The following is a 25223-nucleotide window of genomic DNA, read 5'->3' on the forward strand; positions in this document are numbered from 1 at the left end:
TTTTTTAATTTATAGCAAATTCTGCATATATATTATTGATGTACACATTATAATGTGATATAATTCACCTATAGGATAGTTTTAGTAATAGACTAGGAGGAGGGCAGCAATAAGGGTGTCTATAAAATCATCCTATATATAATAATTTACTCAGGGACTATTACTTAAAGTGCAATATTTTTTTGTATCTTAAGAATACCAATCTTACAAAAGGGAAGGAAAATAATGAAGAACAAAAAGAAATTGGGAATCTTTTCTTTTATTATTTGCTTATTGACAACTGTCTTTGTATTTAGTTTGAATAAGACATTTGCTGAAACTCCTGAGATTTCAGTAACTGGAAAATTTGTAGATGCAATTACAGATGTCAAAGTTGTAAATAATGAAGGTGGAGATCTAACTTGGGATTTAGCGCAATGGGCTACATTCCGTATCAATGCAAAATTTGATTTATCTGGAAAAAATGTCAAAGCAGGGGATACTACTGTTATGACTGTACCAGACGCTTTGGTGGTTACTTCACAATCATTCGAAATTCGTGATATCAATACAAATGAGATTATCGCGCACGCTAAAGTAAGTGCGGATAACAAGTCCATTTCTTTAACTTATACGGATTATGTTGAAAAACATAACGATACAAATGGCTCTTTCTTCTTCTATGCTCGTGTCGATTTCAAAAAACATCCTCAACAAGGAGAAATTCCAATTGAGATTACGATAAACAAAGAATCAAAACCTGCTGGGAAGATTACATTTAAAGGTATCGGTGATGGTGATCCAAAAGTTTTAACAAAGACTAGTTGGGTTAATGAAGGTGATAAAAGAGAGGTCCAATACACTATTTCAGTCAATCGTACAAAACAAAACATCAAAGGTGTAACGATTGAGGACCACTTGCAATTTACAAATGCTAGCTATGTAAAAGATAGTATTAAAGTTATCAAAGGTAAATTCTCTTTCGAAACTGGTGAATGGGTATTCTCTGACCGTGTTGATGTTACAGATCAACATAAAGTGACAGTCGCTGAAGATGGACAATCTTTCGTAGTTGACTTAGGAGATATTACTGAAGCGGACCAATATCGTATTTCTTATAACGTTCGTCTAAATTATGACCCTGTTGATGGTGAGTTATTGAAAAATGAAGCAACTCTTAAAGGTGTTGGTATTGAAAGTACGAGCGTAATTAATGGTGCTGCAGTTCAAATTGCTGGTGGTGCTGGTCTTGGTTATGTTTACTCAATCAATATCCATAAAGTAGATGAGGCGAATCAACCACTTAAGGGTGCTAAATTTAAAGTAGTTCGTCAAGCTAACAATCAAGTGATCGGTGAATACGAAACAGATGAAAATGGTAAAATTACTGTTAATGCATTATTAAAAGATAAATATATCTTGACAGAAACAGAAGCACCATCAGGTTATGTCATCAAAGTAGCAGATACAGAAGTTAATGTTGACGATTTTGGAGCTGATCATTCAGTAACTAAAACAATTGTGAATCCAAAAGAAGAAACAACGACTACAACGACCACAACTACTACTGAAGCACCTACAACTTCAACAACCACTACTGAAGCACCTACAACTTCAACAACCACTACTGAAGCGCCTACAACTTCAGTAACCACTACTGAAGCACCTACAACTTCAACAACCACTACTGAAGCGCCTACAACTTCAGTAACCACTACTGAAGCACCTACAACTTCAACAACCACTACTGAAGCGCCTACAACTTCAGTAACCACTACTGAAGCACCTACAACTTCAGTAACTACTACTGAAGCACCTACAACTTCAGTAACTACTACTGAAGCACCTACAACTTCAGTAACTACTACTGAAGCACCTACAACTTCAGTAACTACTACAACTCCATCATCTTCTTCTGAAACTACTACTGAAGAAAAACCAGGACTTCCATTTACTGGGGAGAGCAAAGGAACACTTATTGCAGTTCTTGGTTCACTTGTTCTAGTTTCATCGATTATCGTTCTTGCAAAAACTCGTAAAACTGAAAAGGATTAGGCTTATAGAATATAAGATTTAGATTCTCAAGTCTTCAATCATTATAAAACTAAAAGGATTTACTTTTAAAGTGAATCCTTTTACATTTCTTTTAAATAAAAAACTTAAACTGAATAAGTATAAAAAACGATAACTAAATCAGTTTAGTTATCGTTTTTCTATTTTAATCTTTTTCACCAAGTTTACTGTTGATGGTCATCATGATACTTGCAATCTTTTCACCCCAATACGGATCAGAAGCGTAAAGAACGTTCATTCCAGAAGATTTATTGCCAAGATGGGTTCTACCTTCATCAATATAATTCTCTCTGATCCATTTAGCTGCACCTAGGATTCCCTTATCAACATTGTCGAAACTCTTTGCAGAATCATATGGAGTAGTATCATAGGCAGCAATACCAAAGAAGTTATTCTTATCCTTAGCAATCTGACTACGCCCCCATGCACTTTCTAGAGCGCTGTGAGCCATGAGATAGAGTGCATTCACCTGATAGCGTTTCTCCGCTTCTTTGAAGACCTCTCCTTTACCTGCAAGGCGGCTGCCCTGAATATTCATAAGAGAATAAACCTTATTCAATTCTTCAGCTGTGTAATTAGTTGGTTTTCTTAAATCCCTAAATAAGAAAGGATTTTCAACTGTAAAGCTTTCAAAGTTAATACCATCAGCTGAATAATATTTTTTACCAATAGCCATTGATGAACTATGAGGGGCTACACGGATACTTGTGTATGGTGATAACTCATGATAAAGATAATTTCCATCAGATGAATAGTGAGGAATGAAGTCACTATCTGAGCTGACAGCTACTAAATCACTCTTATTCATATAGCCTGAAAGTCCAGAGATTTTTACTGGAATTCGACCGTCTTTGGCTTCATCTCCATCAATCGATACAATACTTCCTTGCGAAATATAGCTGAGTTTCTCACCAGAAGCACTATATACATTTGCTGTAATTGGTTTTACTTTATAGTATGCTGCCGTATCGGAAATCCATTTTCCATTGCTTTGGAAAGAATAGTCTTTTCTGTTAATGGTGAAATTACCAGTTACATATGCCCCATCTTCTTTGAGATAATACCAGGCGTTATAACTTTTATCAAAAATCCACTCATTCTTGGCCATATATCCATAAGATTTGAGATAGTAAGAGCCTTGCCATTGGTTCTCAGCATAAGCACCATCAGATTTTAAGTAGAACCAACTATTGTATTTTTTATCAAAGAACCATTCACTTTGAGCCATGGCCCCACTATCTTTTAGGTAGTATTTAGCTTTCCATTGACTACTCAACATGACCCCGGCATTGTCAAATAAGTACCAAGAGCTATTAATCTTTCCCCATTTATTACGAACGACTTTTCCTGAATCAGTAGCATAGTACCACTTTTCATCCATTTTTACCCAGTTCTTTTCAGCCATAGCACCGCTAGTCTGAAGAAGATAGTCATTATAAATTGTTTTGCTTAACATGATACCAGTTTCATCAAAACGATACCATGAACCGTTAATTTTTTCCCATTTGTTGCGGATAATCTTTCCTGATTCTGTGGCATAATACCACTTCTCTTCTATTTTTACCCAAGAAGTTTCAACCATAGCACCGCTTTTATTAAAGAGATAGTCATCATAAACTGCATTGCTAAGCATGATACCATCTTGGTTAAAATAATACCAATGACCAGCTATTTTTTTCCAATTCGTAACAGCCTTTTTACTTTCATAATAACGCCATTGGCCATTCTCTTTTTGCCAACCTTCTTTGTCGACCTCTTCAGTAATTTCTTCTGTTGAAGAGTTATCCTTAGTAACAGCTGTTTCTTGTTTCTGTTCAGATTGAGAAGAATCCTTTTCTGCCTTGATTTGTGTTTCGTTTTGATTCTGCTTATCCTTCTGCTCTTGACCTTGAGCTTGATTTTTCTCTTTAGCTTCCTTACTCGTTCCATTTGCTAAAGTTTTTTCTGAACTTTGAACTTTGTTTGTAGCTTGATTTTCCTCTGCTAATACAGTTGTTTTAGAAATCCCGGCCATGGAAAGAACAACTGTACTTGCTAGTAATATCTTTTTCATTTTTATCCTTTCAATTTTATAAATTCATATTCTTTATTTTTTTATCTCGTTTAAGGACGACAATCATCCATTTTATTATACAATATAATTTCAAATATAAAAGTAAGATCTTTAAGAAGAAAGAAACTTGTAATATTGTTAAAACATTTTAGAAATAAAAGTCAACAAAAAGTAGTCGAACAGGATATGAACGACTACTTTTTATCATTTATCTAAACTTCAGCTGTTCTTACATTCTTCTTCAATCGAATAGGATTTATAGATATTGATAAAAGAGCTAGAACGACAAACCCGATACCGACATACCAGTAAGGGGCATCAAGAGTAGTTGAGCGACCAGAAAGATTGACAATACCTCGGAATAGTGTACCCGCTGTAATAATCGCTACTGCTGAATTCCATAAATTTAGACTAATACGAGAGAAATGTGGAAGAACTTTGAGAAAGATTGCTAGTAGAATTCCTCCAATAAGAGGTACCGCAAATAAATAGTGCATATGGACAGATGTCTCTCCAAAACTAAATGCTTCATAAATTCTAGAAAAAGCAAAGAAGAAAATCGTAATTAGTGTATAAGAGATGACTGTTTTCTTAAAACGTTTTTTACCAAGATTAGTAACCGATGTAGACAATATCACTCACCGCCCTTTCTGAAATTTTGTTTCCTCCAGTCGTTGGTTTATTGATAACCTGACCGTTAAAGTAAAGTGTAGAGGATCCCCCGCCATCAAGATTGTAGGCAGTTTTTGGACCATAGGATTTCATGACCTCAGCAAGCTGATGAAGAGAGAGACCTTCACTTTCAGAAGTACGTCCGTCAGAAACAACAATAATGTAGTGGTTTTCGTCGATAATACCAATAGCTGTACGTGGATTCGAAGCCATAGCTTGTCCAACTTCTTGGTTTTTTCCTACTGCAATTTCACCATTTTCGACCAAGGCAGGACCAAAAGCTAAGAGATTAACAACTCCGTCTTTGACTAGTTGCTCAGCTGAAATCTGATCCTCGTAAATAATTTTGAAAGAACCATCTTTATAAATGGCTAAATCACCATTATTAGAATTTTCACGGACAGTATCACGATAGACAACTCCATTACGGATAACATAACCCGAAGAGTTGGCACCGTAATAGTCGCCGTTAACTGCTAGAATCGCATCATTATCTGCAGCAGTGACAGATGTTTTAGCTGTTACGTTTGTTCCAAATGAGTTTTGAGCAAATGCTGTTTTTAGATATTCTGATGAACTTACTGTAACATCTGCAACATACACTTGGGTATGATTAACCGTCGTTTCAGTCAAATTGATAGAGATATTCTCGTCCTTATAACTTGAGTTAGTTACTGTTGCTGTTTTAGCTGCTTGACTAGCTTGAGCTGTATTGGAACTTGTATTAGTTGTTGCTACTGTCGAAATAGTCTCAGCGAGTACAAAAGTTTTCAACATTGAGTAACTAAAGGATCCTGTCAAGAGTAAACCAAGAACCGAGGCATAAGCATATGGTTTCTTTAAAAATTTCATAATACAGTTGATGTCCTTTCCTTAAAAATCAGTTTCTTTTGCACTGTCCAAGAGACAGCGAAGAGAAGGATGCCGACGATAATTTTGGCAATCAGAAGGTTGATACCAAAGACTGTAAAGAAGAGACGAATCAGTAGCGTGTCTAAGACAAAGAGTCCGACTGCTAGACCAAAGTACCCCATCCCTGTTTTCACCAGGCTATCGTCGTTTTTAAAGACTAGTTTTTTATTTGTAGAGTAGTTAAAAATGGAGCTTGTCACACGAGCTAGTCCATTAGCTAGGAAAATTCGGAAACTTGTTGGCGCTGTTGGTAAAAACAAGATTGCAATAGCGTAAACAAGGTAGTCTACAACAAAACTACTGAGAGATGACAAGGCAAATTTAAAAATATTTTTATAAATCATTAATCCATCTCTGATTGGACGGAAGTGTGAACCCTCATTATCATTGATATAAACTGTCTCAATAGGAACTTCTAAAATTTGATATTCTTTAGTAGCTTCAAGAAGCATATTCATTTCATATTCATAACGTTGTCCTTCGATCTTTAGCATAAAAGGAATAAGATTTGTAGTAAAAGCTCGAAGTCCTGTCTGAGTATCTGCTACTTCTACCCCAGTTTGAATCTTAAAAAGTGCTTTTGTTAAGCTATTTCCGAAACGGCTACGAAGGGGTACTTTACCTGTGAAGGCCCGCACACCCAAGATTAGCTTATTAGGATTTTCAGAAGCTTTGTTGGCCGTACGGAAAATATCCCAAATCTTATGCTGTCCATCTGCGTCTGCCGTTACAACCGTTCCGTAGCTATTTTGTTGTTGGATATAAGTAAAGGCCGTTTTAAGCGCTTGGCCTTTACCTTGGTTCACTTGGTGACGGAGTACCGTAGCATATTGTTCTGCTTTATCAAAGATATTTTGATACTTTGATGAACTACCGTCGTCGATAACTAGAATACGAAAATCACTCTTTTCGTGGATTTTTTCGATGAGTTTGATAAGTTTATTATCAGGTTGATAAGCTGGAATTACTATATAGTTCATACCGGCACTCCTTTCTTAGCGATGGTATAACTATACAGAACATCGCTTAAAGATACCTTATATCAGTTTTCTTTAAGAAAAAGTTCAGAATAATTTAATGTTTTGAAAAGATTGTAAATCATTATTTGTAATAAATATACATAATTTCCTTTAAATGCTTCAAACTTCACTTAACAAATCATTCAAATAAAAAAGTCAGCCCCAAAGGGTTGACTCATGTTAAATCTTTGACTGAGACTCACTTATTATCGTGTGTCACTTTTAATAGTGAAATTCCAAAGAATCCCATTAGAATAGCTACGATTGTATAGAATAATTGAGAATTTGACTCACCTGTATTTGGTAGCTCTGTTTGGTCCGCTACAGATTTTGACTCTGCTTCTGTTTCCTTTTCGGAACTAGAAGTCTGTGCCTGTCCAGGTTCTGAACTTGAACCAGCAGTCGGTTCTACTGTGGTTGTTTTTAGCTCTACTGTCGTTGTTGTTGTCGGATCTACTGTCGTTGTTGTTGGCTCTTCTGTCGTTGTTGTTGGTGGTTCTTCTGTCGTTGTTAGGATTTCCTTTTCATATTCATAAGTAATATGAACTGTTCCATTTTTTAACGTTCCAGTTTCCGAATCAGAAGAAGTCGAGAGTCCAACAAGACGATATGTGATTCCATCAACCATTATTTTGTCAGGACGTTCAATGCTATTATCTCCGACTTTGTATGTAACCAACTCTCCAGTTGAATCATAAATAGGAAATTCAGAAATCTTGTTGTATGTTTCTTTTAATTTTTGGTTAGTACCTTTGATAAGATAATCTATAATTACATTACCTGTATATAAAGCTGAAACATCTTGGTCAGCCATATCTTCTTTTTCAGATACGTAATAAACTACTTTCTTGTTTGCTCTTAACGTAAATTTATCAACATAATTGAAAAATGTTGATTTATCTATATTGGTATCTTCAGGGATTCTTGTCCAGTCACCGTTATTTGGAGTGATATAGGTACTTGGATTTGAAACTGACTTTATAAGGTGACCATTCTTTACATGACTATCATCAATCAATGAAGGATCTCCAAAACCACCAATGTTGCCACTAACCAAGTCAACCGCTAAACGATGGTTATCATAATCTTCTAAGTTTTGAGAGCCGGTTTCATAACTCATAACACCACCTTCTTGACTAGATTTCCAAACCATTCGGGCATCAATTGGTAGGTATTTGATTTTCTTAGCTTCATCAATTGGGATTGTAACTTCTACTTTGTAAGCTTGACTATTATCAAAATTGGTAAACAAACCATAAGATTCAACTTTACCATCTGTCATATAACCATATTCGTAGTTGCTGGTATTGACTACGTAAGGTGTTCTTCCTGCTTCCAGTTCCTCAACGGTCGGAGTATTAAAGGTTTCGCGATCATATTTTTCTGTATCATCAAAGCTAATCTCTGTCATTGGCTTATTGACATTGATAGGATTGCCCTTAGCATCTCGTGTACCAACAAGAGTGAATTGTACCGTAGCATTCTTAATCTTTGGAACTCGAATCAAAAGATCATTTACTGTTTGTGCATGGTCACTAGAATGCATTCTCTGGTAAGCAACTATATAGCTATAAGTGACACTCTTCCCATCTTTAGTTATAGTAGCATTCTGTCCCTCTACGTTAACATGGCCACCTTCAGAAATAACATTATCGTTTAGTTTTGTTTCTACGTTATTTTCTTCTGTTACAGCAATAGATGATTCGAATGATTTGTTAGAGTCATCAATTTGGTTTGATGTAGAAGACTCTAGTTTTGAGATGCTATTATCACTATAACCCGAATTTTCTTGGATAGCAATAGTTTCTGTACTTATATTCTCATCAGATTTAACAATGAATTGTGTATATGAATTCAATACAAAAATTGAAAATGATGTAAGCCCTAATTTTACTAATTTATTCATTTGAAAAAACTCCTGTTAAAAATACCAACTATAAAAACCAAATCACTTGTCTAAATAACCATAATCTATTGTAAACGAAAGTTAATTAAAATGCAAGGAATTATACAATTTATATACTTTATAAACGTTTTTTTTATAATTTTTTAAAAGTAACAGAGTCATAAATATTTTTTATTAACTAGCTTAAGCCCCTTCGCTTATAATGGAACAGTATTTCTTCTTTTACTCTATTTTTTCTCTTAATTTCTCGACAAAGAGATAGGCCGCAGGACAGGTTAAAGTGTTTTTGATAGTCAGATTATTGATTTGATAAATCTTTTTACGGTCGGTATGTGGAAATTCTCTACAAGCCTTGGGACGGACATCATAGATGGAACAGAGATTGTCACCACCGAGAAATGGACATGGCATTGACTTAAAGATCTTATCACCGTCTTCATCTACCTGTAGAAATTCATCTTCGAAGGCTGGTAATTTCATTTTAAAGTACTTGGCAATGCGTGTGATATCTGCTTCCTTAAAATCCGGTCCAAGACTCTTGCAACAGTTAGCACAGGCTGTACAATCAATTTCTTCAAACACTTCTTGGTGAATCTCCAGCGCAATCTTATCAAGGTTTTTTGGGGCTTTCTTTTTCAGATTTCCAAGAAATTTACGATGCTCTTTTTGCTTTTGTAAAGCTAATTGGTGATAGTATTCGATATCGATTTCTTTTGACATAGATTCTTTAACATCCTTTTCTGAAACTAGTATACCATAACTGAAAATAAATAAAAACTACTGCCATTAAGGCAATAGTTTTTACAAGATTAGTTAACTTCGACCACCTCAACCATATCTTTGCCAAGTAAGATTAAATATTTTTCAACGTGATCTATTTGGTAAGAACGAGACAAGGCTTCTGCATATAGAGATAATTGCCCCCTATAACGTTCAATCAGTTGACTTGCAAACTCGTAACGGTCTGTTTTATAGTCAAATAGAACAATCTTATCATCGTAAAGGAGATAACCATCTAAAATTCCACGAACAACAAAGTCTTCCTGACTCTTAGCATCTCTTTTTAACATAGAGAAGGGTTGTTCTCGATAAAGTTTATCTTGATTTGCAAGAATCTCTTGACCAAGAGCTGTATCAAAGAAGGACAAGATTTTTTCTAGATTAACTTTATCTTTAACAGCTGTAGTTGCCTGAACTTGCTCCAAGGCTTCTATCAAGGTTTCCAAAGTAGGTTTCTTAGTGAGATTGATTCGTTGCATGAGTTCATGGGTGGCACTACCAATCTCAGCTCCAGTGACTTTTTCTGTCTTGGAGAAGTCTGGAAGTTCAAACTGAATAATAGTTTCTTTTGGTTTAGATTGACCAGCTACTACTACACCTTCCATATCCATGACTGGTTCATAAAACTTCTTAATCTGGCTTGGGGTCTGAACACTCGGAAGATTAATCGCTGCACGGTGGATTTCATTATACACTTCCACTTCTTTCAGCATTTGTAAAGCTTCCTTAATGGTATCAGACTGACGGTTGCTTGCCTGAGAAAGATCTTGAAGCTGGCTTTTAGTTTCCAATTTACCGATAGCTTCTTCTGTCAGTTGTTCTTCACCCTCGAAACGAACACTAAAGTGTAAGTCCTCTTTAGAAAAAGCTTGATAGATGGCCCAAATCCAGTCCTGGAAATTTTGAGCATCTAGCCTGGTTTTACGAGTTAGGAGACCTTGCCCATTTGTCGGGTATTCTTTAGACTCCAACTTTTCTCTCGATCCCTTTCCGACTAGATAAAGTTTTTTCTCAGCACGAGTCATGGCTACATACAGTAAACGCATTAACTCAGAATAGCTTGCTAATTGGAGCTCCTCCTCATTTTGACTATAAGTCAAGCTTGGAATCGATAACTTAATCGTAGATGGAAGATATTCCTCTTTTGCATTTGTAGCTACTCTAGCCACATACTTAAGGCCAAGACCGTTTTTACGACTTAGGATAACTTCAGACATGGAATCTTGCTTGTTAAATTGCTGATCAATATTGAGAATAAAGACATATGGGAACTCAAGCCCCTTACTCTTATGAATACTCATAAGCTCCACAGCATCCTTAGGTGGAGCTACAGTGACACTGGCAAGGTCGTGCTTGACTTCCAAGACTTGATCAATCATAGTTATGAAACGTGATAAGCCTTTAAAATTACTCTTTTCAAACTGGTCAGCTCGTAGTGCTAGGGCATAGAGGTTGGCCTGTCTGGCCTGACCATTTGGTAAAGCACCAACATAATCATAGTAGAAACGTTCGCTATAGATTTTCCAAATAAGGTCATAAAGTGAATGAGTTTTTGAGAACAAACGCCAAGAATTAACAGTTTCCAAGAAAAGGTTAAGCTTTTTATGGAGTTCAGATTTTATTAAAACATTTTGGATACTAGTTTGTGCTTGAGCATTAACTAGTTTTTCATAAAAGTTTTCTTGAACCTTATCCTCAGAATTTTGAAGAGCTAAACGAGCTAATTCATCTTCATCAAAGCTAAACATAGGAGACTTCATAAGAGCTACTAAAGCAAAGTCTTGCAGAGGATTATGGATGACACGAAGAGTATCCAACATAACCTGCACTTCTAAAGATTGCAAGTAATTGTTTAGAGCGCCATCAGTTTTAGCTGGTATCCCATATTCCGACAAAGCAAGTAGAACCAGGTCATTCCGACTTCTGCTGGCAGTCAAGAGAGCAATGTCATTAAAAGGAACCCCTTTATCATTATGAAGGTGCAATATCTCCTTAATGACCATTCGCATTTCACCAGTCAGTTTGTTGGACGAAAATTCTTCCTCTTCCTTAGAATCACCGTCAACATCCTTATCATACAAGAGGACTTCTGCCTTGTTTTCTAAATCAGGGTGTAAATCAGTATTTCCGAAAACAAGTTGATGCATGCCGTCATAAGAAATCTCTCCAACTTCCTCATCCATGAGATGCTTAAAGACGTCATTAGTAGCATCAAGAACTTCTGAACTACTACGGAAATTTTCCTTGAGCAGTATTAACTGATCTTCTTTGCTATCCTGAGCAAAACTGTGGAATTTTTCATTGAAGATTTGGGGATCTGCCTGTCTAAAACGATAAATAGACTGCTTGATATCTCCCACCATAAAACGGTTATGCCCGTTAGAGAGGAGCTCCAACATTCTTTCCTGGATATGGTTGGTATCTTGGTACTCATCGACCATGACTTCGTGGAAACGTTCCTGATACTCTTGACGTACCTGAGGAAAGTTTTCCAATATCTCAATGGTATAGTGGCTAATATCAGCAAATTCAAAGGCATTCTCTTCGCGTTTACGCTTTCGATAGGCATCAACAAAATCACTCATGAAAACTTGGAAAGTCTTAGCCAAGTCCCAAGACTCTTGATGATATTTTTCCTGGAATTTCAATAAAGTAATTTTATCATTTAATGCAATTAGATTTTCAAACTTATCTTTTCTCTCTTGGTTATACGCTTCTTTCAGTTCTAGGAGTTCAGCCTTGCGACTAGCATTTGTGAGAGCACGGCCACCCTTATCCTTAGAAATATTCACAACTCGCTCTAGAACTTCTTGATATTGATTAAAAGTAGAATCGTTTGTTAAAGCTCCAATTTCATCAAGAACTTGTTGGACAGCTTCTAAGTAAGCAGCTTTCCCAAATTCCTTGGCATCATTCTCTAGATGGTAACTGAAGAAACTTTCTAAATCCCAGAGTCTTTGCTGAATGTCTTGAGCCAACTTCTCTTTAGAACTTGTAAAATCGGCCTTTTCGAATCCTTTTAAGAAAGATTCCTGTAGCCAGGCCTGAGGATTACTTGTAGATTGCAAAAAGTCATAAATCATATGGACCTGTTTACGCAAACCACGTGCATCCTTACTTTTACCCGCAAAGTTCTTGACCAGCTGACTAAACTGTTCTTGTTCCTTACCTTGGTAGTGTTTTTCAAAAACCTGCCGAAAGACTTCGTTTTTTAAGAGGAGTTGCTCACTTTCATTCTGAAGAATGCGGAAGTTTGGAGCAAGATCGAGAAGATAGCCATGTTTAGTTAGGAACTTCTGAGTAAAAGAGTCCATAGTTCCGATAGCAGCGTTTGGTAAATCAGCTAATTGTCTTCCGAGGTGTTTTTTTATCTCCAAATCTTGAGTCTCTTGGATTTGTTGGCTGATTTTCTTTTCCAAGCGCTCTTTTAACTCGGTTGCTGCCTTTACCGTAAAGGTTGAGATAAAGAGTTGGCGAATTTCTACACCACGCGCTAGTTGATCAAGAATTCGTTCAGCCATGACAAAGGTTTTTCCTGAGCCAGCTGATGCTGAGACCAGAATATTTTGACCAGAACTGTAGATAGCTTGAATTTGTTCAGCAGTTTTCTTGGGTTTCTTGTTAGACTGAGCTTCTGCTACTTGCAAGGATGCAATCTCTTCTTGGGTTAAAAATTTCATCGCTCCAACTCCTCTCTTATTTTATTAAACCATGTTTCCTTATCATTACTTTTAGCAACCTTATCTAATAATCTAGCTTGACCCAGATGGTAATTGGCTTCAAAACCTGTAATAGATTGATATTGTTGAACATATGGAGCAATACTTCTACCGTCTTCTGTGTAAGGATTGATAGCAAATCTACCAGATAAAATCTTCTCTGCTGCTTTCTTATAAATAAGGGCGTTATAGTCCAGCAATAATTGGAATTCCTCATCAGACAACTGATAGGTCTTGTTTTTATTATATAGTTCCCCAAGGTTCTTTATCTCTTTTTCGAGAAATAGCCCTTGATATTTCATACTCTTAGTCGTTTCTGCTAAAGCCTTTGAAAGAGTTTTAACAGATTGTAAGGACTGAACTGGCTCAGCCATCTCTAAATACATGGCACCAAAGAAGTCTGTATTTCCTTCTTTTTTAAGTGCAGCCAGATAGGTCGGTAACTGTGAATTAAGGCCGTTATAAAAGAGAGGGAAGTTAAACTGAGTTAGAGAAGATTTGTAGTCTACAACACCAATCGCATCACTTGTCTTTAAGCGGTCGATACGGTCAACTTTACCACGGACATAGACATTTCTGCCGTTATCTAACTGAACAAAAGCTTGTTCCTTACCACCAAAGACTGCTTCTTCCTGAATTGTTTCAATTTCGGAATTATGACGAAGTATATGCCCAGTTGCACGCGCAACGTCTAAAAGAACTTCTTTGGTTAATTGGGCTTCCAAACTTTCCTGATAAATCGCTTGAAACTCTCTTTCTTGGGTGGTTTCAGAAATTGCTTGTTCTATACGACGGTCAAAAGGTGTATCAACAGGAAGTTTCATAGCACGTTCAAAAATACGATGCAAGAAATTCCCATGGCTTCGAGCATCAGGTCGCAGTCGCAATTCTTCCTGCAAGCCTAAGATATATCGAAGGAAATAACTGTATTCGTTTCGATAAAACTCTGTCAATCCCGAAGTTGATAGATAGAAATCTTGATCTTGAGGATACAAGGCCTCCAAAGTTTCAGTAGCTAAGGTCTTACTTTTTGGACTTGTCGGTAGGACAGGATTTTCAAGACCTTGATCTTCTAATTTTCTCCCCATGACACGAGCTAGAACCTTAATAAAGGTTAAGTCCTGCTCACTTGTCTCCAACTCACCTTGCTGGTGATAAGCAACAAGACTAGACAAAAGACTGTGATAAGAACCAATATCATCCTTTGATAGGTTTTCTCGATCGATTCTCTTTTCGATCTTGGTAAAACCAAAATCCTGCAATTCTTTCAGATAAACTGACTCTTTACTCTCGTTTTCATTGAGTAGACTAGGCGCTGATAAGACTAATTGTTTCTTGGCAGAATTTACCAAAGAAAGCATGGTATAGCGATTCTTCTTAAGATTTTCATGGCTAGCAATCAATAATTGAGAGCCATCTTCAGTACCTTGGTTTAAAACTTCTCTTTCTTCATCACTCAAAAGACTAGTATTTTGGGTGATCTTAGGTAGATGATCCTGGGTTAAGCCGAGTGCATAGATGTAATCAGAAGTCAAAGGCGAAATCAAATCATAACTTTGCACCAGAACCGTATCTACCGTTGCTGGGATTGTACGATAATTTGATAAGGACATCCCTGAATGAAGAAGAGCCAAGAAATCATCTAAAGCAACCTGAGTCCCCTCAAATACGGTCACAAATTGCTCCATTACGTGGCAAAATGCCTTCCAGACCTCTTCTTGTCTTTCTTGCTCTGTCGCATCCATCGTTTCAGATAAGGATTGTAATTGCTTGGTCACAGATGCATCCTTCAAAAAGTTATTCCATTTTGTAAGGATATTTTCAGTCTTTTGCTTACAACTGGATAATAAAGCTTCTAGTGGATTTAGGACACGGACACGCAGCTCATTTAATTTTTCTAAATCAAATTTTCCATGATGATTTTTTGTAAATTCTTGTTTAAAGTTAGAAAGACCATCAATACCTAAATAGCGGATATATTGTTCAAAGCTATCGATTTCCTCTTGAGCAAGGTCGGTGTATAAGCCGGTTCGTAAGAGATTAATCAAATCTTCCTGACGGAAATAGTAACGTTTGAGTCGTCCCACGGATTCTACAAATTGAGTCAAAGGATGATGAGTCATAGACTCACTTCTCCCCAGATAGAAAGGAATCTGATATTGATTAAAAATTGTCTGCAAGGACAGTTTATAAGACTCTACGTCTCCTAGTAAGACTCGAAAATTTTTGTAGCTAAGTTCAGTTTCTTGGTGCAATTTCTGGCGAATACTACGAGCAACGAGCTCCAGCTCTTCTTTCTGTGTCAGACAAGACCAGATTTGCAAGTCTTCTCTATCCTTATCATCCACATCTATGCTGATTTCAGAAAAATCATAAGCACTTTCGATTAGTCTTGAAGCTTTGGCAAAAGCATCTAATTTTTCATGTTCTTGACAGGCATCTTCTGCCTTGGTCTGATATTTAAAAGCTAAATGACGTAGAAACTCAACACTGGCTTGATAGAGATTACCTTCACTAAAGGGGCTAGTGTAGGCTTTCTTAGTCGCATATACGCCAATAATAATCTCAACACCCTTACGATGAAGCAAATCCACTAGGTGTTCCTCTTCTGCAGAAAAACGAGTGAAACCATCAATGACTAGGGCAATCTTACTAAAATCACTACTTACCTTGTTTTCTTCGATAGCATCAATCAGATAGGATAATGGACTCCCCTGTGAAACTTGACCTTGATTTAAATACGCTGTTACCTTTTCAAAAATCAAGAGTAAATCAGAGCGTTTATCAGCATCTGTCAAACTTTCCAAGTCCAAAAAACTCATCTTTGCAGTTGAAATTTCATGATAAATCTCAATCAGTTGCTGGATGAATTGCGGATCTTGTTTAATAGCTCCGTAAACACGTAAATCCTTCGGGTCAATCTCGGATAGACATTTATAGAAAGCCATACCAAGACCGATATCATCGAGACTTGACCTCTCAGGAATATCATTTAAAACCAGATAACGTGCCATTTGAGCGAAGCGCGTGACTGTAATAGCAAAAGAAGCCTGCTGACTCAAGCACTCCAGCACGGCACGTTCCTTTTCAAAAGAAAGAGAATTAGGGGCGACATAAAAGACTCGTTTTCCTTGGTCAACTAGTCCTTGAGCCTCCTTAGTTAGGATTTCTGTCAAAGAAGTCCGAATATCGGTATAAAGTAGTTTCATCTCTGCCTCGTTTGTTTTTGTCATTACCTTTTATTATATCATTTTTTAAGTAAAAACAGATTGATATAAAGCCCTAATTTTAACCTGTCCCATATCAAAAAAGTCGGAATAAAATCCGACCTTTTATAGTTATTAACTACCAGAAAACAAGAGTACCCATAATTCCCAAAATGCAGTAATGTTGATTATGATATGAAGTAAAATAGGGTAATAGAGAGAATGAGTTTTTCGGTAGAGGAATGATACAATCGCTCCTCCGCTTGCATAGGTGAAAAAGGCAAGTGGTGTTATACCATCAGAAACATGCACATAGCCAAAGACACAGGCTGATAGTAAAACATCTCCATACCAAGGTGAATCTTTCAAAAATGTATTCATGAGAACTCCTCGATAAACCAATTCTTCTGTAATTGGTCCTAGCAGACAAGTAATAAGCAATAAATATAGTAACTCTTGTCGCCCTGTCATCTCAACTAATTCATTTAAAGCCATTTGATTGGACGTTGCTGGGGTTAAAAAGGAAAACACAATACCTGAAAGATGATTGACTCCATAAGCAAGAAGCAAATAAACTGGATATCTCCATTTCCACTTCAACTCAAGAATTTTCCTACCTTCGAATACTAGTAAATAAAGAATAGCTATAAAAGTAACGATGAGCTTTAAAAAAGCAAGAATTTGAAAAAATTCTCTACTAGCAGGTACAAGCCTACCTGCAAAATGATTAAAAATCTACCAAAACCATGTCTTTCTATAAATAATTACTAACAAGGCTAGTAAAATCTGTAATGTTCTTTTTTCATGCCAAGTCCTCTGATTTTTTATCCATTATCAGCATAATATTAAATATATTACTAATTTAGTATATCATATTTTTGTTATCTATCTACTAAAAACCTAAATAGAAATGGCATTTCACTTAGCTTTAGACTTATTTGCCTCAAAATATGCTATAATATAGGCAAAACACGTGAAAAGGAAATACTATGATTAAACTACTTGCTCTAGATATGGACGGTACTCTACTCAACGAAGCCAAGGAAATTCCTCAGGCTCATATTGATGCTATTCATAAAGCTATCGAAAAAGGTGTCAAACTGGTTCTCTGTACTGGTCGTCCTCTCTTCGGAGTCCTCCCCTACTACAAGAAACTCGGTCTTGATTTGCAAAATGAATACGTTATTGTCAATAATGGTTGTTCCACCCACCAAACCAGTGACTGGAGCCTTGTCGATTGGCGAGAACTTAGCAAATCTGACATCGAATACCTCAATGACCTTGCTGAAAAGAGTGAGGTTCAGTTGACTCTCTTTGATGAGGAACACTACTTCGTACTCGGAGGCAAACCAAATCCTATCGTTCAATATGATGCCACACTTGTCTTTGCTGACCTGACTGAAATCTCACTGGAGGAGGCTACCAGTGGTAAATATCGTATGTTCCAGGGAATGTTTTTAGGGACAAAAGAACAGACAGATGACTTTGAACAACGTTTTTCTGAAGAGCTTTGTCAAAGATTTAGCGGTGTTCGTTCTCAACCTGTTATCTATGAAGCAATGCCACTCGGTACAACTAAAGCCTCTGCTCTTTCTCGTTTAGCTGAGATTTTGGATATCCAACCTTCTGAAATCATGGCTATGGGTGATGCCAATAACGACATTGAGATGTTAGAGTTTGCTGGGCTGGGGATCGCCATGGGAAATGCCAGTGACCACGTCAAATCTCTCGCTGATGCCGTAACTGCTAGCAATGAAGAAGATGGTGTTGCACGCGCTATTGAGAAATATATTTTGTAAAAAATAAGCCCAGTCAACTAGTATTTCTAGCCAACTGGGCTTTTATTTTTTTTTAAAATTTAAAAACTTTAGAAACTCTTTAGAAATGCTTGACGATTCTTTGATATCTATGCTTTATACTAGAGTTATAAAAATAAAACACCTTAAAGATTAAAGGAGAAAACTATGAAAACAGTCCTCGAAATCCATGGCTTGTCCAAACAATTTGGCAAACAACCTATTCTACAAGATCTTAGTCTCTCGGTAAAAGAAGGAGATATCTATGGACTTATCGGAAAAAATGGTGCTGGTAAAACAACTCTGATTAAAATCGTTACACAATTATTATCTGCTGACCAAGGAACTATTTCCCTCTTTTCTAGTCAAGGGTATAAGGAGTGCACAAAAGCCCTATCTCGAGTAGGTTCAGTCATTGAATCCCCAGTAGCTCACAATCATTTAACAGCCTATCAAAATCTAAGATACTATTGTACTATTCGACATATCCCAAATGCTGATCAAGTCATTCAGGAAACATTAAAGTATGTGGGGTTAACAGATACAGGTAGAAAAGTTTTTCGAAATTTCTCTCTTGGAATGAAACAACGCCTAGGCATTGCTATTGCCCTCCTATCAAAACCAGACTTTCTCATCCTTGATGAACCTATCAATGGACTTGACCCAATCGGTATCAAAGAGTTTCGTCAAATGATTCAACGTCTGAATCAAGAACTAGGAATAACAATTCTCATCTCTAGTCATATCTTGTCAGAACTCTATCTGGTTGCCAATCGCTTTGGAATTTTAGACCAAGGGAAAATCATTCGAGAAATCAGTAAGGCCGAATTTGAGACACTTAATGAAGACTATATTGTTCTAAAAACAAGTGACAAAGAAAAAGCTAGTCAAATCTTAAAAGACAAAGTGCATCTTGAATTTAAAGTTGTTAATTCAGACAACGAGATTCATATTTTTAGTCATGAACAAGATATCAAATGCATTCTCAAAGAACTTACTCTAGCGGATGTTGCTGTGGATGAGATTTACTATGCTCGTCAAAATCTTGAAGAATACTTCACACAATTAGTAAAATAGGAGGAAAACCATGATACACACAATTCAAGCAGACTTTTACCGTCTTTTCCGTTCCAAAGGCTTTTGGATTACAGAGCTCGTTCTCTTTGCACTCATGTTAATGGGGGCTACTTTCGGAGCTACAGGACAGCTCATATCCGTCAGCACAAGTACAAACGTAGAAACCGAACTGCCAAGCAAGGGATGGGATGGTATACAAGCCCTTATTAACACATCTAGTAATAGCTCAAACCTAGTTTTCCTCTGTATTATCCTTGCTTGCTTAGTTCTAGGAGTTGATCTTATCGGAAAACTCTATAAAAACAGTTTGACAGTGGGTGTTTCTCGCACAGAATTCTTCCTAGCCAAGTCTGTAGTATTAGCAAGTATCGCTCTAATGCAAATTCTTGTTAGCCTAGTTATTGCTTTCGTACCAGCGACTATCCTAAACGGTCTTGGTACGATGCCAGAAGGATTTATTGGCAATCTCCTTATTACTATTGGTCTTCAATTCCTCTGTCTTCTAGCTTGGCTATCTATTGTTTCCTTCATTCTCTATGTGACTCATTCTTATTTGGCTGTTTTCATAGGCTATTTAATCAGCTCTATCTTGCTTTCAACGCCAATGCTTATCTTTCCAGATATCGAGATTTTGCGCTATTTATCCTTGAATTTTGCCTATGCTATGACTGCCTATAGTCAAGCTGTTCTATACACCATTGTCGTTACAGTAACTATTATTCTATTCTTTACCATTAGTGGACTTGCTGTTTTCAAAAAGAAAAGCTTATAAAAATGACCTCCTCTGTTCAAAAAGAGGAGGTTGCTTGTTTTAAAAGAGAATTCTAACTGTAAACCAAGAACCATCTGTACTTAGTTGTAGTTCTGCACCAAGTAGATGGGATAATTCTTCTGTAATATAAAGACCTAAACCAGAGGATTCTTCTGTATCTGAGAGGTTTTCAGAGTAAAATCGTTGACTGAGATTTTCAATTTTACGAATGGGTTGTTTAACCAGATTCGCAAGTTCCAAACAGATGTGATTGTCCACTTCCTTCAGAGAAAATCTCGCTTCATCCTTACCATGTTTTAGAACATTGCCAACGAGATTTTGCAAGATACGCTCTAATAAATCCGAGTCTGTTATTAAATACAAACTAGGTTCTACTTGCAAATCAAGGTTAATCTTTGCCGTCTGAAATGAATCGTAATAAGTCAGCAATTTCTGCGTCATAAATGTCGAGACTTCTAACTCAGATAAGTCAGGTTTAACTGCTCCTTCCATTAACCGACGATAGTCCAAAAGAGCCTCTAGCCGTTTTGAAACTTGATTGAGATGATGGGAAATTTTTTTCAAACTCTCAGACTCAGGATTTTCTGTTTTAAGCAATTGCTGAGTATAACCTGATGCAATCGTTAAAGGTGTTCGAATATCGTGTGCAATATTGCTAATAGCCATGTCTAAAGTCTGCTTCTCTCGCTTCATAATCAAGCGTGACTGCTCAACTTCTTGAAAGAGATGATTGATTTGCTGGTAAAGATGTAAAAAATCCTTGGAGAAAGTTGACACTCCGATTCTCTTCATACTTCCAGTCAGAATCTTGTCTTCAATTTGTTGGCTCAAGTTTACCAGTGCTAGATGATAGCGAATCAATCCTATCGTCAATAGGATAATAACCAGCAGTAGCAAAGAAAGTAAAATATAGATCATTGCTCATCTCCTTTTAATCGAACACCAACTCCCCAGATAGTCTCAATATACTCTTGCTCTGGATCCAGTTGGCTTAGTTTTTTACGGAGATTACTTAAATGAGTGTTGAGAGTATTGTCGCCTGGTAAATAAGTGTCCTCCCAAACCAATTCATAAAGTTCTTCTTTCGTAAAAATCTTCTTAGGATGTCTCAGCAAGGTTTGGAGTATCAAACATTCTTTCTTAGCTAGGCGAATAGTTTCCTGGCTATTTTTGATTTCAAAACTGTCTACATCAAATTGAATATTTTTTAACTGGTGAAACAACTTGTCTGGATGTTCAATTTCAGCTGCTTGTTTGTCACTATTTTGACGTAATTGTACCATAACCCTGGCAAAAACTTCATCCAAATCAAAAGGCTTTACAATATAATCATTAGCACCATCTAGGAGATATTGACTGATGAGCTTTTTATCGCTTAGGGCAGTTAGCATGATGACAGGAACTGAACTATCTTGTCTAATGAGTTTTAAAACCTGATCACCATTTTTTCCTGGAAGCATAATATCTAACAAGATTAGATCAATGTCACCTTGTTCAAATCGTATCATTCCTTCAGTACCAGAAAAAGCCTGAATCACCTCATGCTCCTCAGAAAGAAGAGTTCTTAAAATTTCTTGAATCTCATTATTATCTTCAACGATAAGTATTCTAGCCATAAACACCAACCTTTCTAATAGTATTATATCATGTTTTTTTAGGAATTTTGGATAAAGAAAAACTCTCCTTCATAGTTAAATACGAAGAAGAGTTCATTCTATTTATTAAATTAAAGCTGTCAAAGCGGTGATAAGTCCAAAAACAATCCCTGGTGCATTGGCTGCTGCCAAAGGGATATCTCGTTCTTTTTTAAAGAGACCGTAGTAAACCCAAAGACTGCAGTTAAGTGCAGCTACTGCTGGTTGGATAAAATTTCCTTTTTGACCAGCAAGGTTATTCATAATTTGAGGAATATAAGAGACATACATCATTACAGACATAAAGGTTGCAATCCAACCCAAAGTTTTCATTTGTTTTTCAGACATTTTCTTCTCCTTTCAAAAACAGTTTCAATTATACACTATTTTTCAAGATAGTGAAGTTTAAAAAGCTTTTTGTTAAAAACTTGTAAACTATCACAATCTTGTGATAAGAGAATCAAAAAATACCCTCTTGCTATTTCAAGAGGGTATTTATTCGTTTAGAAACTTACTTTTTCTCAATCGGTGCAACACTGGCCAAAAGTTTTTTCAAACCGACTTCTGGGAAGTTGATTTTTAGCTCCTGTTTAGCTCCACTACCCGATACTTCAAGGACAGTTCCTTCACCCCATTTTTTATGAAGGGCAATATCACCAATTGACCAATTTGTTTCACTAGAAGACGATTTACTAGTAGATGCAAATTGTCCAAATGGTAAACCACTTGATTGGATAGATGTAGGCGCAGTATTTCGTTTTCGTTCTTGAAGTGCCTGTGCCAGACTCATTCCTTGACCAAATGTAGTACCACCACTACTGTAAGATGCTTTAAAACTTGAATTAGCTGGCCGAGCCAAACCTTGATAGGTCAACAAATCTGAACTAATCTCGTTGATAAAACGGGTCGGACGATTGTAACTTGTACGCCCGAAAAGCAAGCGAGAGTTTGCATTGGTAAGATAAAGAATTTTCTCGGCGCGTGTGATTCCTACGTAGGCCAAACGACGTTCTTCTTCTAATTCATCTGGATCTTCAGAGGCACGACTAAGAGGAAAGACATTCTCCTCCATCCCTATGATAAAGACAACCGGAAACTCTAGTCCTTTGGCAGCGTGTAAGGTCATTAAAGTTACTTCTGACGTCTCCTGACTACCAGAGTCAGTATCTGCAATCAAAGCAAGATCATTCAAGAAACGACTAAGTTTATCTAGTCCTGTTTCCTCTTCTTGGCTTTCAGGATTGTCATCGAAGTTTTTGGTAACAGAGAGGAATTCCTCAATATTTTCAACCCGAGCTTTACTCTCCAATGTTGCTTGTGCATTTAGAATATCAACGTAACCTGTTTTTTCAAGGACAGCCTCAACCAACTCTGTAATGGTTAATTGGTCCAGTTTCTCCCGTAAATCCAGAATCATATTGGCAAAGTCCCAGATCGACTGGGCTGCCTTACCCTTAATTCCTGATAACATGATATTGGCTGAAGCATCCAGCATGGACATTTCTTGCAAATTAGCAAAATCACGAATCTTTTCAACAGTACCTGGTCCAATACCACGCTTTGGTTCATTGATGATACGCTCAAAACTGATATTATCACTTAGGTTGGCAATGAGATTGAGGTAAGCTATGATATCACGGATTTCCTTACGGCTGTAGAACTTGGTACCACCAACCATGGTATAAGGAATATTAGACTTGAGCAGAGCTTCCTCAATAGTACGTGATTGGGCATTGGTACGGTAAAGGACTGCAAAGTCTTTGTGTAGGAAGTTTTGACTTCGACCAAGTTCATCGATGGTTTTGGCTACAAAAACAGCCTCATCTTGTTCGTCATTGGCACGATAGTAGACAATTTGTTCCCCATCCGCATTTTGAGTCCATAGATTCTTAGGACGGCGATTTTTATTGTTTTTAATAACGTCATTAGCTGCTTGGAGAATGGTTTTGGTTGAACGGTAATTTTCTTCTAGTAAAACCACCTTAGCATCAGGATAATCCTTTTCAAAATCGAGGATATTCTGCATATCAGCACCACGCCAACCGTAGATAGACTGGTCCGCATCCCCAACAACACAGATATTTTTAAAGCGAGAAGCCAACAGTTTGACCAGTTGGTACTGGGCATGGTTGGTATCTTGGTACTCATCGACATGGATATATTGGAATTTTTGCTGATAGTAAGTCAAGACATCAGGATTTTGATCAAAGAGACGCAAGGTCAACATAATCAAATCATCAAAGTCAACTGACTCAGATTGACGAAGTTCCTTTTGATAGGCCTCATAACATTTAGCGACAATGTTTGTATATAAATCTCCTGCTTGTGCAGCATAAGCAACATCGTCAATCAGATCATTCTTAGCATTAGAAATAGTCCCTAAAATAGAGCGTTCATTCCACTTTTTAGGATCCAAATTTAATTGCTTGAGAATACGCTTCATCAGTGATCGCTGCTCACCTGGATCGATAATGGTAAAGTTACGATTGTAACCAATATGATCCGCATCACGACGTAAGATACGAACGCACATAGAGTGAAAGGTCGCTATCAAACAGTCCTGTGTAGCTGGATTGAGCCCATAGGCACGTTCTTTCATTTCACGAGCAGCCTTATTGGTAAAGGTAATGGCTAAAATATTCCAGGGATTAACCATCTTTTCATCAATTAAGTAGGCAATACGATGGGTCAAAACTCGTGTTTTACCAGAACCAGCCCCCGCCATAATCAGCAGTGGACCTTCTGTTGTTTGGACCGCTTCTGCCTGTCGGTTATTCATACCGTTTAATAAAGGGTTCATTTTCTCTTCCTATTCCTATTCTTCAAATCAATGTTTCTATTATATCAAAAAAGAATGAAAATAACTCTATCTGAGACAAGCTTCCTTTTTCCTAAAAAAAGAACACTAGCAAGTGTTCTTTTTATTTTAATCATGAATAGATTTTAAAAGTGTCAATAGCGCCTTTGCTGAGCGACGTCCAGCCTCTACGATAAATTCATCAAATGAAATAGAGGCTTCATGGTTAGCATTATCACTCATGGCACGGACAACTAAGAAAGGTAGATTAAGCGCGTGAGCTGCTTGAGCAATAGCCGCTCCTTCCATCTCAACCGCAAGCACCTGAGGAAAATGTTCTTTTATAGCTTTAATCTTATCTTCACCTGCAATAAAACTATCACCGGTCGCAATCAAACCTAAATGCCATTTTTGGTTAAGTTTAGACAAACTCTCTTGAATCAAACTGACAAACTTCTTGTCAGATTCAAAGTAGAGTGGTTGTTGGGCCATCTGACCGTATTCATAACCAAAAGCAGTCACATCAACATCATGATAAGCTAGCTTATCAGCAATCACTACATCTCCAACTTCGATTCCTTCTGCCAAAGCTCCAGCTGAACCAGTGTTGATGACAGCATCTACTTTAAAGTGGTTAGCTAAGATTGCTACACTCATAGCAGACATGACTTTACCAATTCCGCTCTCGACCAAGACAAGCTCAACTGAACCAATTTTACCCGTATGATACTTATTTCCTAATACCGTCTCTTCTTGAGCGTTTTCTAAATGTTGAATCAGATAAACTAGCTCTTCTGGCATAGCTGCTATAATTCCAATTTTCATGAC

At 37.0% G+C, this 25223-nt stretch carries 17 protein-coding genes and 1 pseudogene; 4 read left to right on the forward strand and 14 right to left on the reverse strand.

Going from position 1 to position 25223, the window contains the following annotated elements; translation table 11 throughout:
• The first annotated feature begins 225 nt into the window (after positions 1-225).
• Positions 226-2034, forward strand: a complete 1809-nt coding sequence (locus NML75_RS03375) for an Ig-like domain-containing protein (RefSeq protein ID WP_254804032.1) — start codon at positions 226-228, stop codon at positions 2032-2034.
• A gap of 163 nt (positions 2035-2197) precedes the next feature.
• Here the strand turns inward: NML75_RS03375 and NML75_RS03380 are convergent, their stop codons facing one another.
• The 9 genes and pseudogenes from NML75_RS03380 to NML75_RS03420 form a co-directional block, all read right to left on the reverse strand.
• On the reverse strand, positions 2198-4105 hold the full coding sequence (locus NML75_RS03380; RefSeq protein WP_254804033.1) for a glucosaminidase domain-containing protein: 1908 nt from the start codon (positions 4103-4105) through the stop codon (positions 2198-2200).
• A 212-nt stretch (positions 4106-4317) separates the two neighbouring features.
• Positions 4318-4743, reverse strand: a complete 426-nt coding sequence (locus NML75_RS03385; protein WP_254804034.1) for a hypothetical protein — start codon at positions 4741-4743, stop codon at positions 4318-4320.
• Positions 4718-5629, reverse strand: a complete 912-nt coding sequence (locus NML75_RS03390; protein WP_254804035.1) for a phosphodiester glycosidase family protein — start codon at positions 5627-5629, stop codon at positions 4718-4720. The genes NML75_RS03385 and NML75_RS03390 overlap by 26 nt, the downstream gene beginning before the upstream one ends.
• Positions 5626-6669: a bifunctional glycosyltransferase family 2/GtrA family protein gene (locus NML75_RS03395; RefSeq protein ID WP_254804036.1), complete on the reverse strand. Its 1044-nt coding sequence runs from the start codon at positions 6667-6669 to the stop codon at positions 5626-5628. The genes NML75_RS03390 and NML75_RS03395 overlap by 4 nt, the downstream gene beginning before the upstream one ends.
• A 238-nt stretch (positions 6670-6907) precedes the next feature.
• Entirely contained in the window at positions 6908-8614 is a 1707-nt protein-coding gene (locus tag NML75_RS03400; RefSeq protein WP_254804037.1) for an LPXTG cell wall anchor domain-containing protein, read from the reverse strand.
• A 222-nt stretch (positions 8615-8836) separates the two neighbouring features.
• A complete protein-coding gene (locus NML75_RS03405) occupies positions 8837-9334 on the reverse strand; it encodes a YkgJ family cysteine cluster protein (protein ID WP_254804038.1) in 498 nt (165 codons plus the stop codon).
• 89 nt (positions 9335-9423) lie between these two features.
• Entirely contained in the window at positions 9424-13074 is a 3651-nt protein-coding gene (gene addA / locus NML75_RS03410) for a helicase-exonuclease AddAB subunit AddA (RefSeq protein ID WP_254804039.1), read from the reverse strand.
• Positions 13071-16322: an ATP-dependent nuclease subunit B gene (gene rexB, locus NML75_RS03415; RefSeq protein WP_254804152.1), complete on the reverse strand. Its 3252-nt coding sequence runs from the start codon at positions 16320-16322 to the stop codon at positions 13071-13073. Before rexB ends, addA begins: the two co-directional genes overlap by 4 nt.
• Positions 16323-16454: 132 nt before the next feature.
• A pseudogene (locus tag NML75_RS03420) lies at positions 16455-17147 on the reverse strand (CPBP family intramembrane glutamic endopeptidase).
• A 161-nt stretch (positions 17148-17308) separates the two neighbouring features.
• Between NML75_RS03420 and NML75_RS03425 the strand changes: the two are divergent.
• The 3 genes from NML75_RS03425 to NML75_RS03435 all read left to right on the forward strand — a co-directional run bounded on the left by NML75_RS03425 (position 17309) and on the right by NML75_RS03435 (position 19964).
• Positions 17309-18118, forward strand: a complete 810-nt coding sequence (locus tag NML75_RS03425; protein WP_254804040.1) for a Cof-type HAD-IIB family hydrolase — start codon at positions 17309-17311, stop codon at positions 18116-18118.
• A 165-nt stretch (positions 18119-18283) separates the two neighbouring features.
• Complete coding sequence (locus tag NML75_RS03430; RefSeq protein WP_254804041.1) at positions 18284-19192, forward strand: ATP-binding cassette domain-containing protein; 909 nt, start codon at positions 18284-18286, stop codon at positions 19190-19192.
• Between the two features lie 10 nt (positions 19193-19202).
• Positions 19203-19964 carry an ABC transporter permease gene (locus tag NML75_RS03435; protein WP_247921494.1) on the forward strand — a complete coding sequence of 254 codons (762 nt, stop codon included), beginning with the start codon at positions 19203-19205 and terminating at the stop codon, positions 19962-19964.
• A gap of 39 nt (positions 19965-20003) precedes the next feature.
• On the opposite strand, the gene NML75_RS03440 is transcribed toward NML75_RS03435, so the two are convergent.
• The 5 genes from NML75_RS03440 to NML75_RS03460 form a co-directional block, all read right to left on the reverse strand.
• Positions 20004-20882: a sensor histidine kinase gene (locus NML75_RS03440; protein ID WP_254804042.1), complete on the reverse strand. Its 879-nt coding sequence runs from the start codon at positions 20880-20882 to the stop codon at positions 20004-20006.
• The gene (locus NML75_RS03445) at positions 20879-21580 is read right to left on the reverse strand and encodes a response regulator transcription factor (protein WP_254804043.1); all 702 of its coding nucleotides are present in this window, start codon (positions 21578-21580) and stop codon (positions 20879-20881) included. The genes NML75_RS03440 and NML75_RS03445 overlap by 4 nt, the downstream gene beginning before the upstream one ends.
• Before the next feature lie 105 nt (positions 21581-21685).
• Positions 21686-21946 (reverse strand): SemiSWEET family transporter, encoded by a 261-nt coding sequence (locus NML75_RS03450; protein WP_049509788.1) that lies wholly within the window; start codon positions 21944-21946, stop codon positions 21686-21688.
• Between the two features lie 163 nt (positions 21947-22109).
• Positions 22110-24398, reverse strand: coding sequence for a DNA helicase PcrA (pcrA, locus tag NML75_RS03455; RefSeq protein WP_254804044.1), 2289 nt, complete (start codon positions 24396-24398; stop codon positions 22110-22112).
• 126 nt (positions 24399-24524) lie between these two features.
• Positions 24525-25220, reverse strand: a complete 696-nt coding sequence (locus NML75_RS03460) for a 5'-methylthioadenosine/adenosylhomocysteine nucleosidase (RefSeq protein ID WP_254804045.1) — start codon at positions 25218-25220, stop codon at positions 24525-24527.
• Positions 25221-25223: the final 3 nt, after the last annotated feature.

The organism is Streptococcus sp. CF4-3, from assembly GCF_024295385.1.
GTDB classification, from domain to species: Bacteria; Bacillota; Bacilli; order Lactobacillales; family Streptococcaceae; genus Streptococcus; species Streptococcus infantis_I.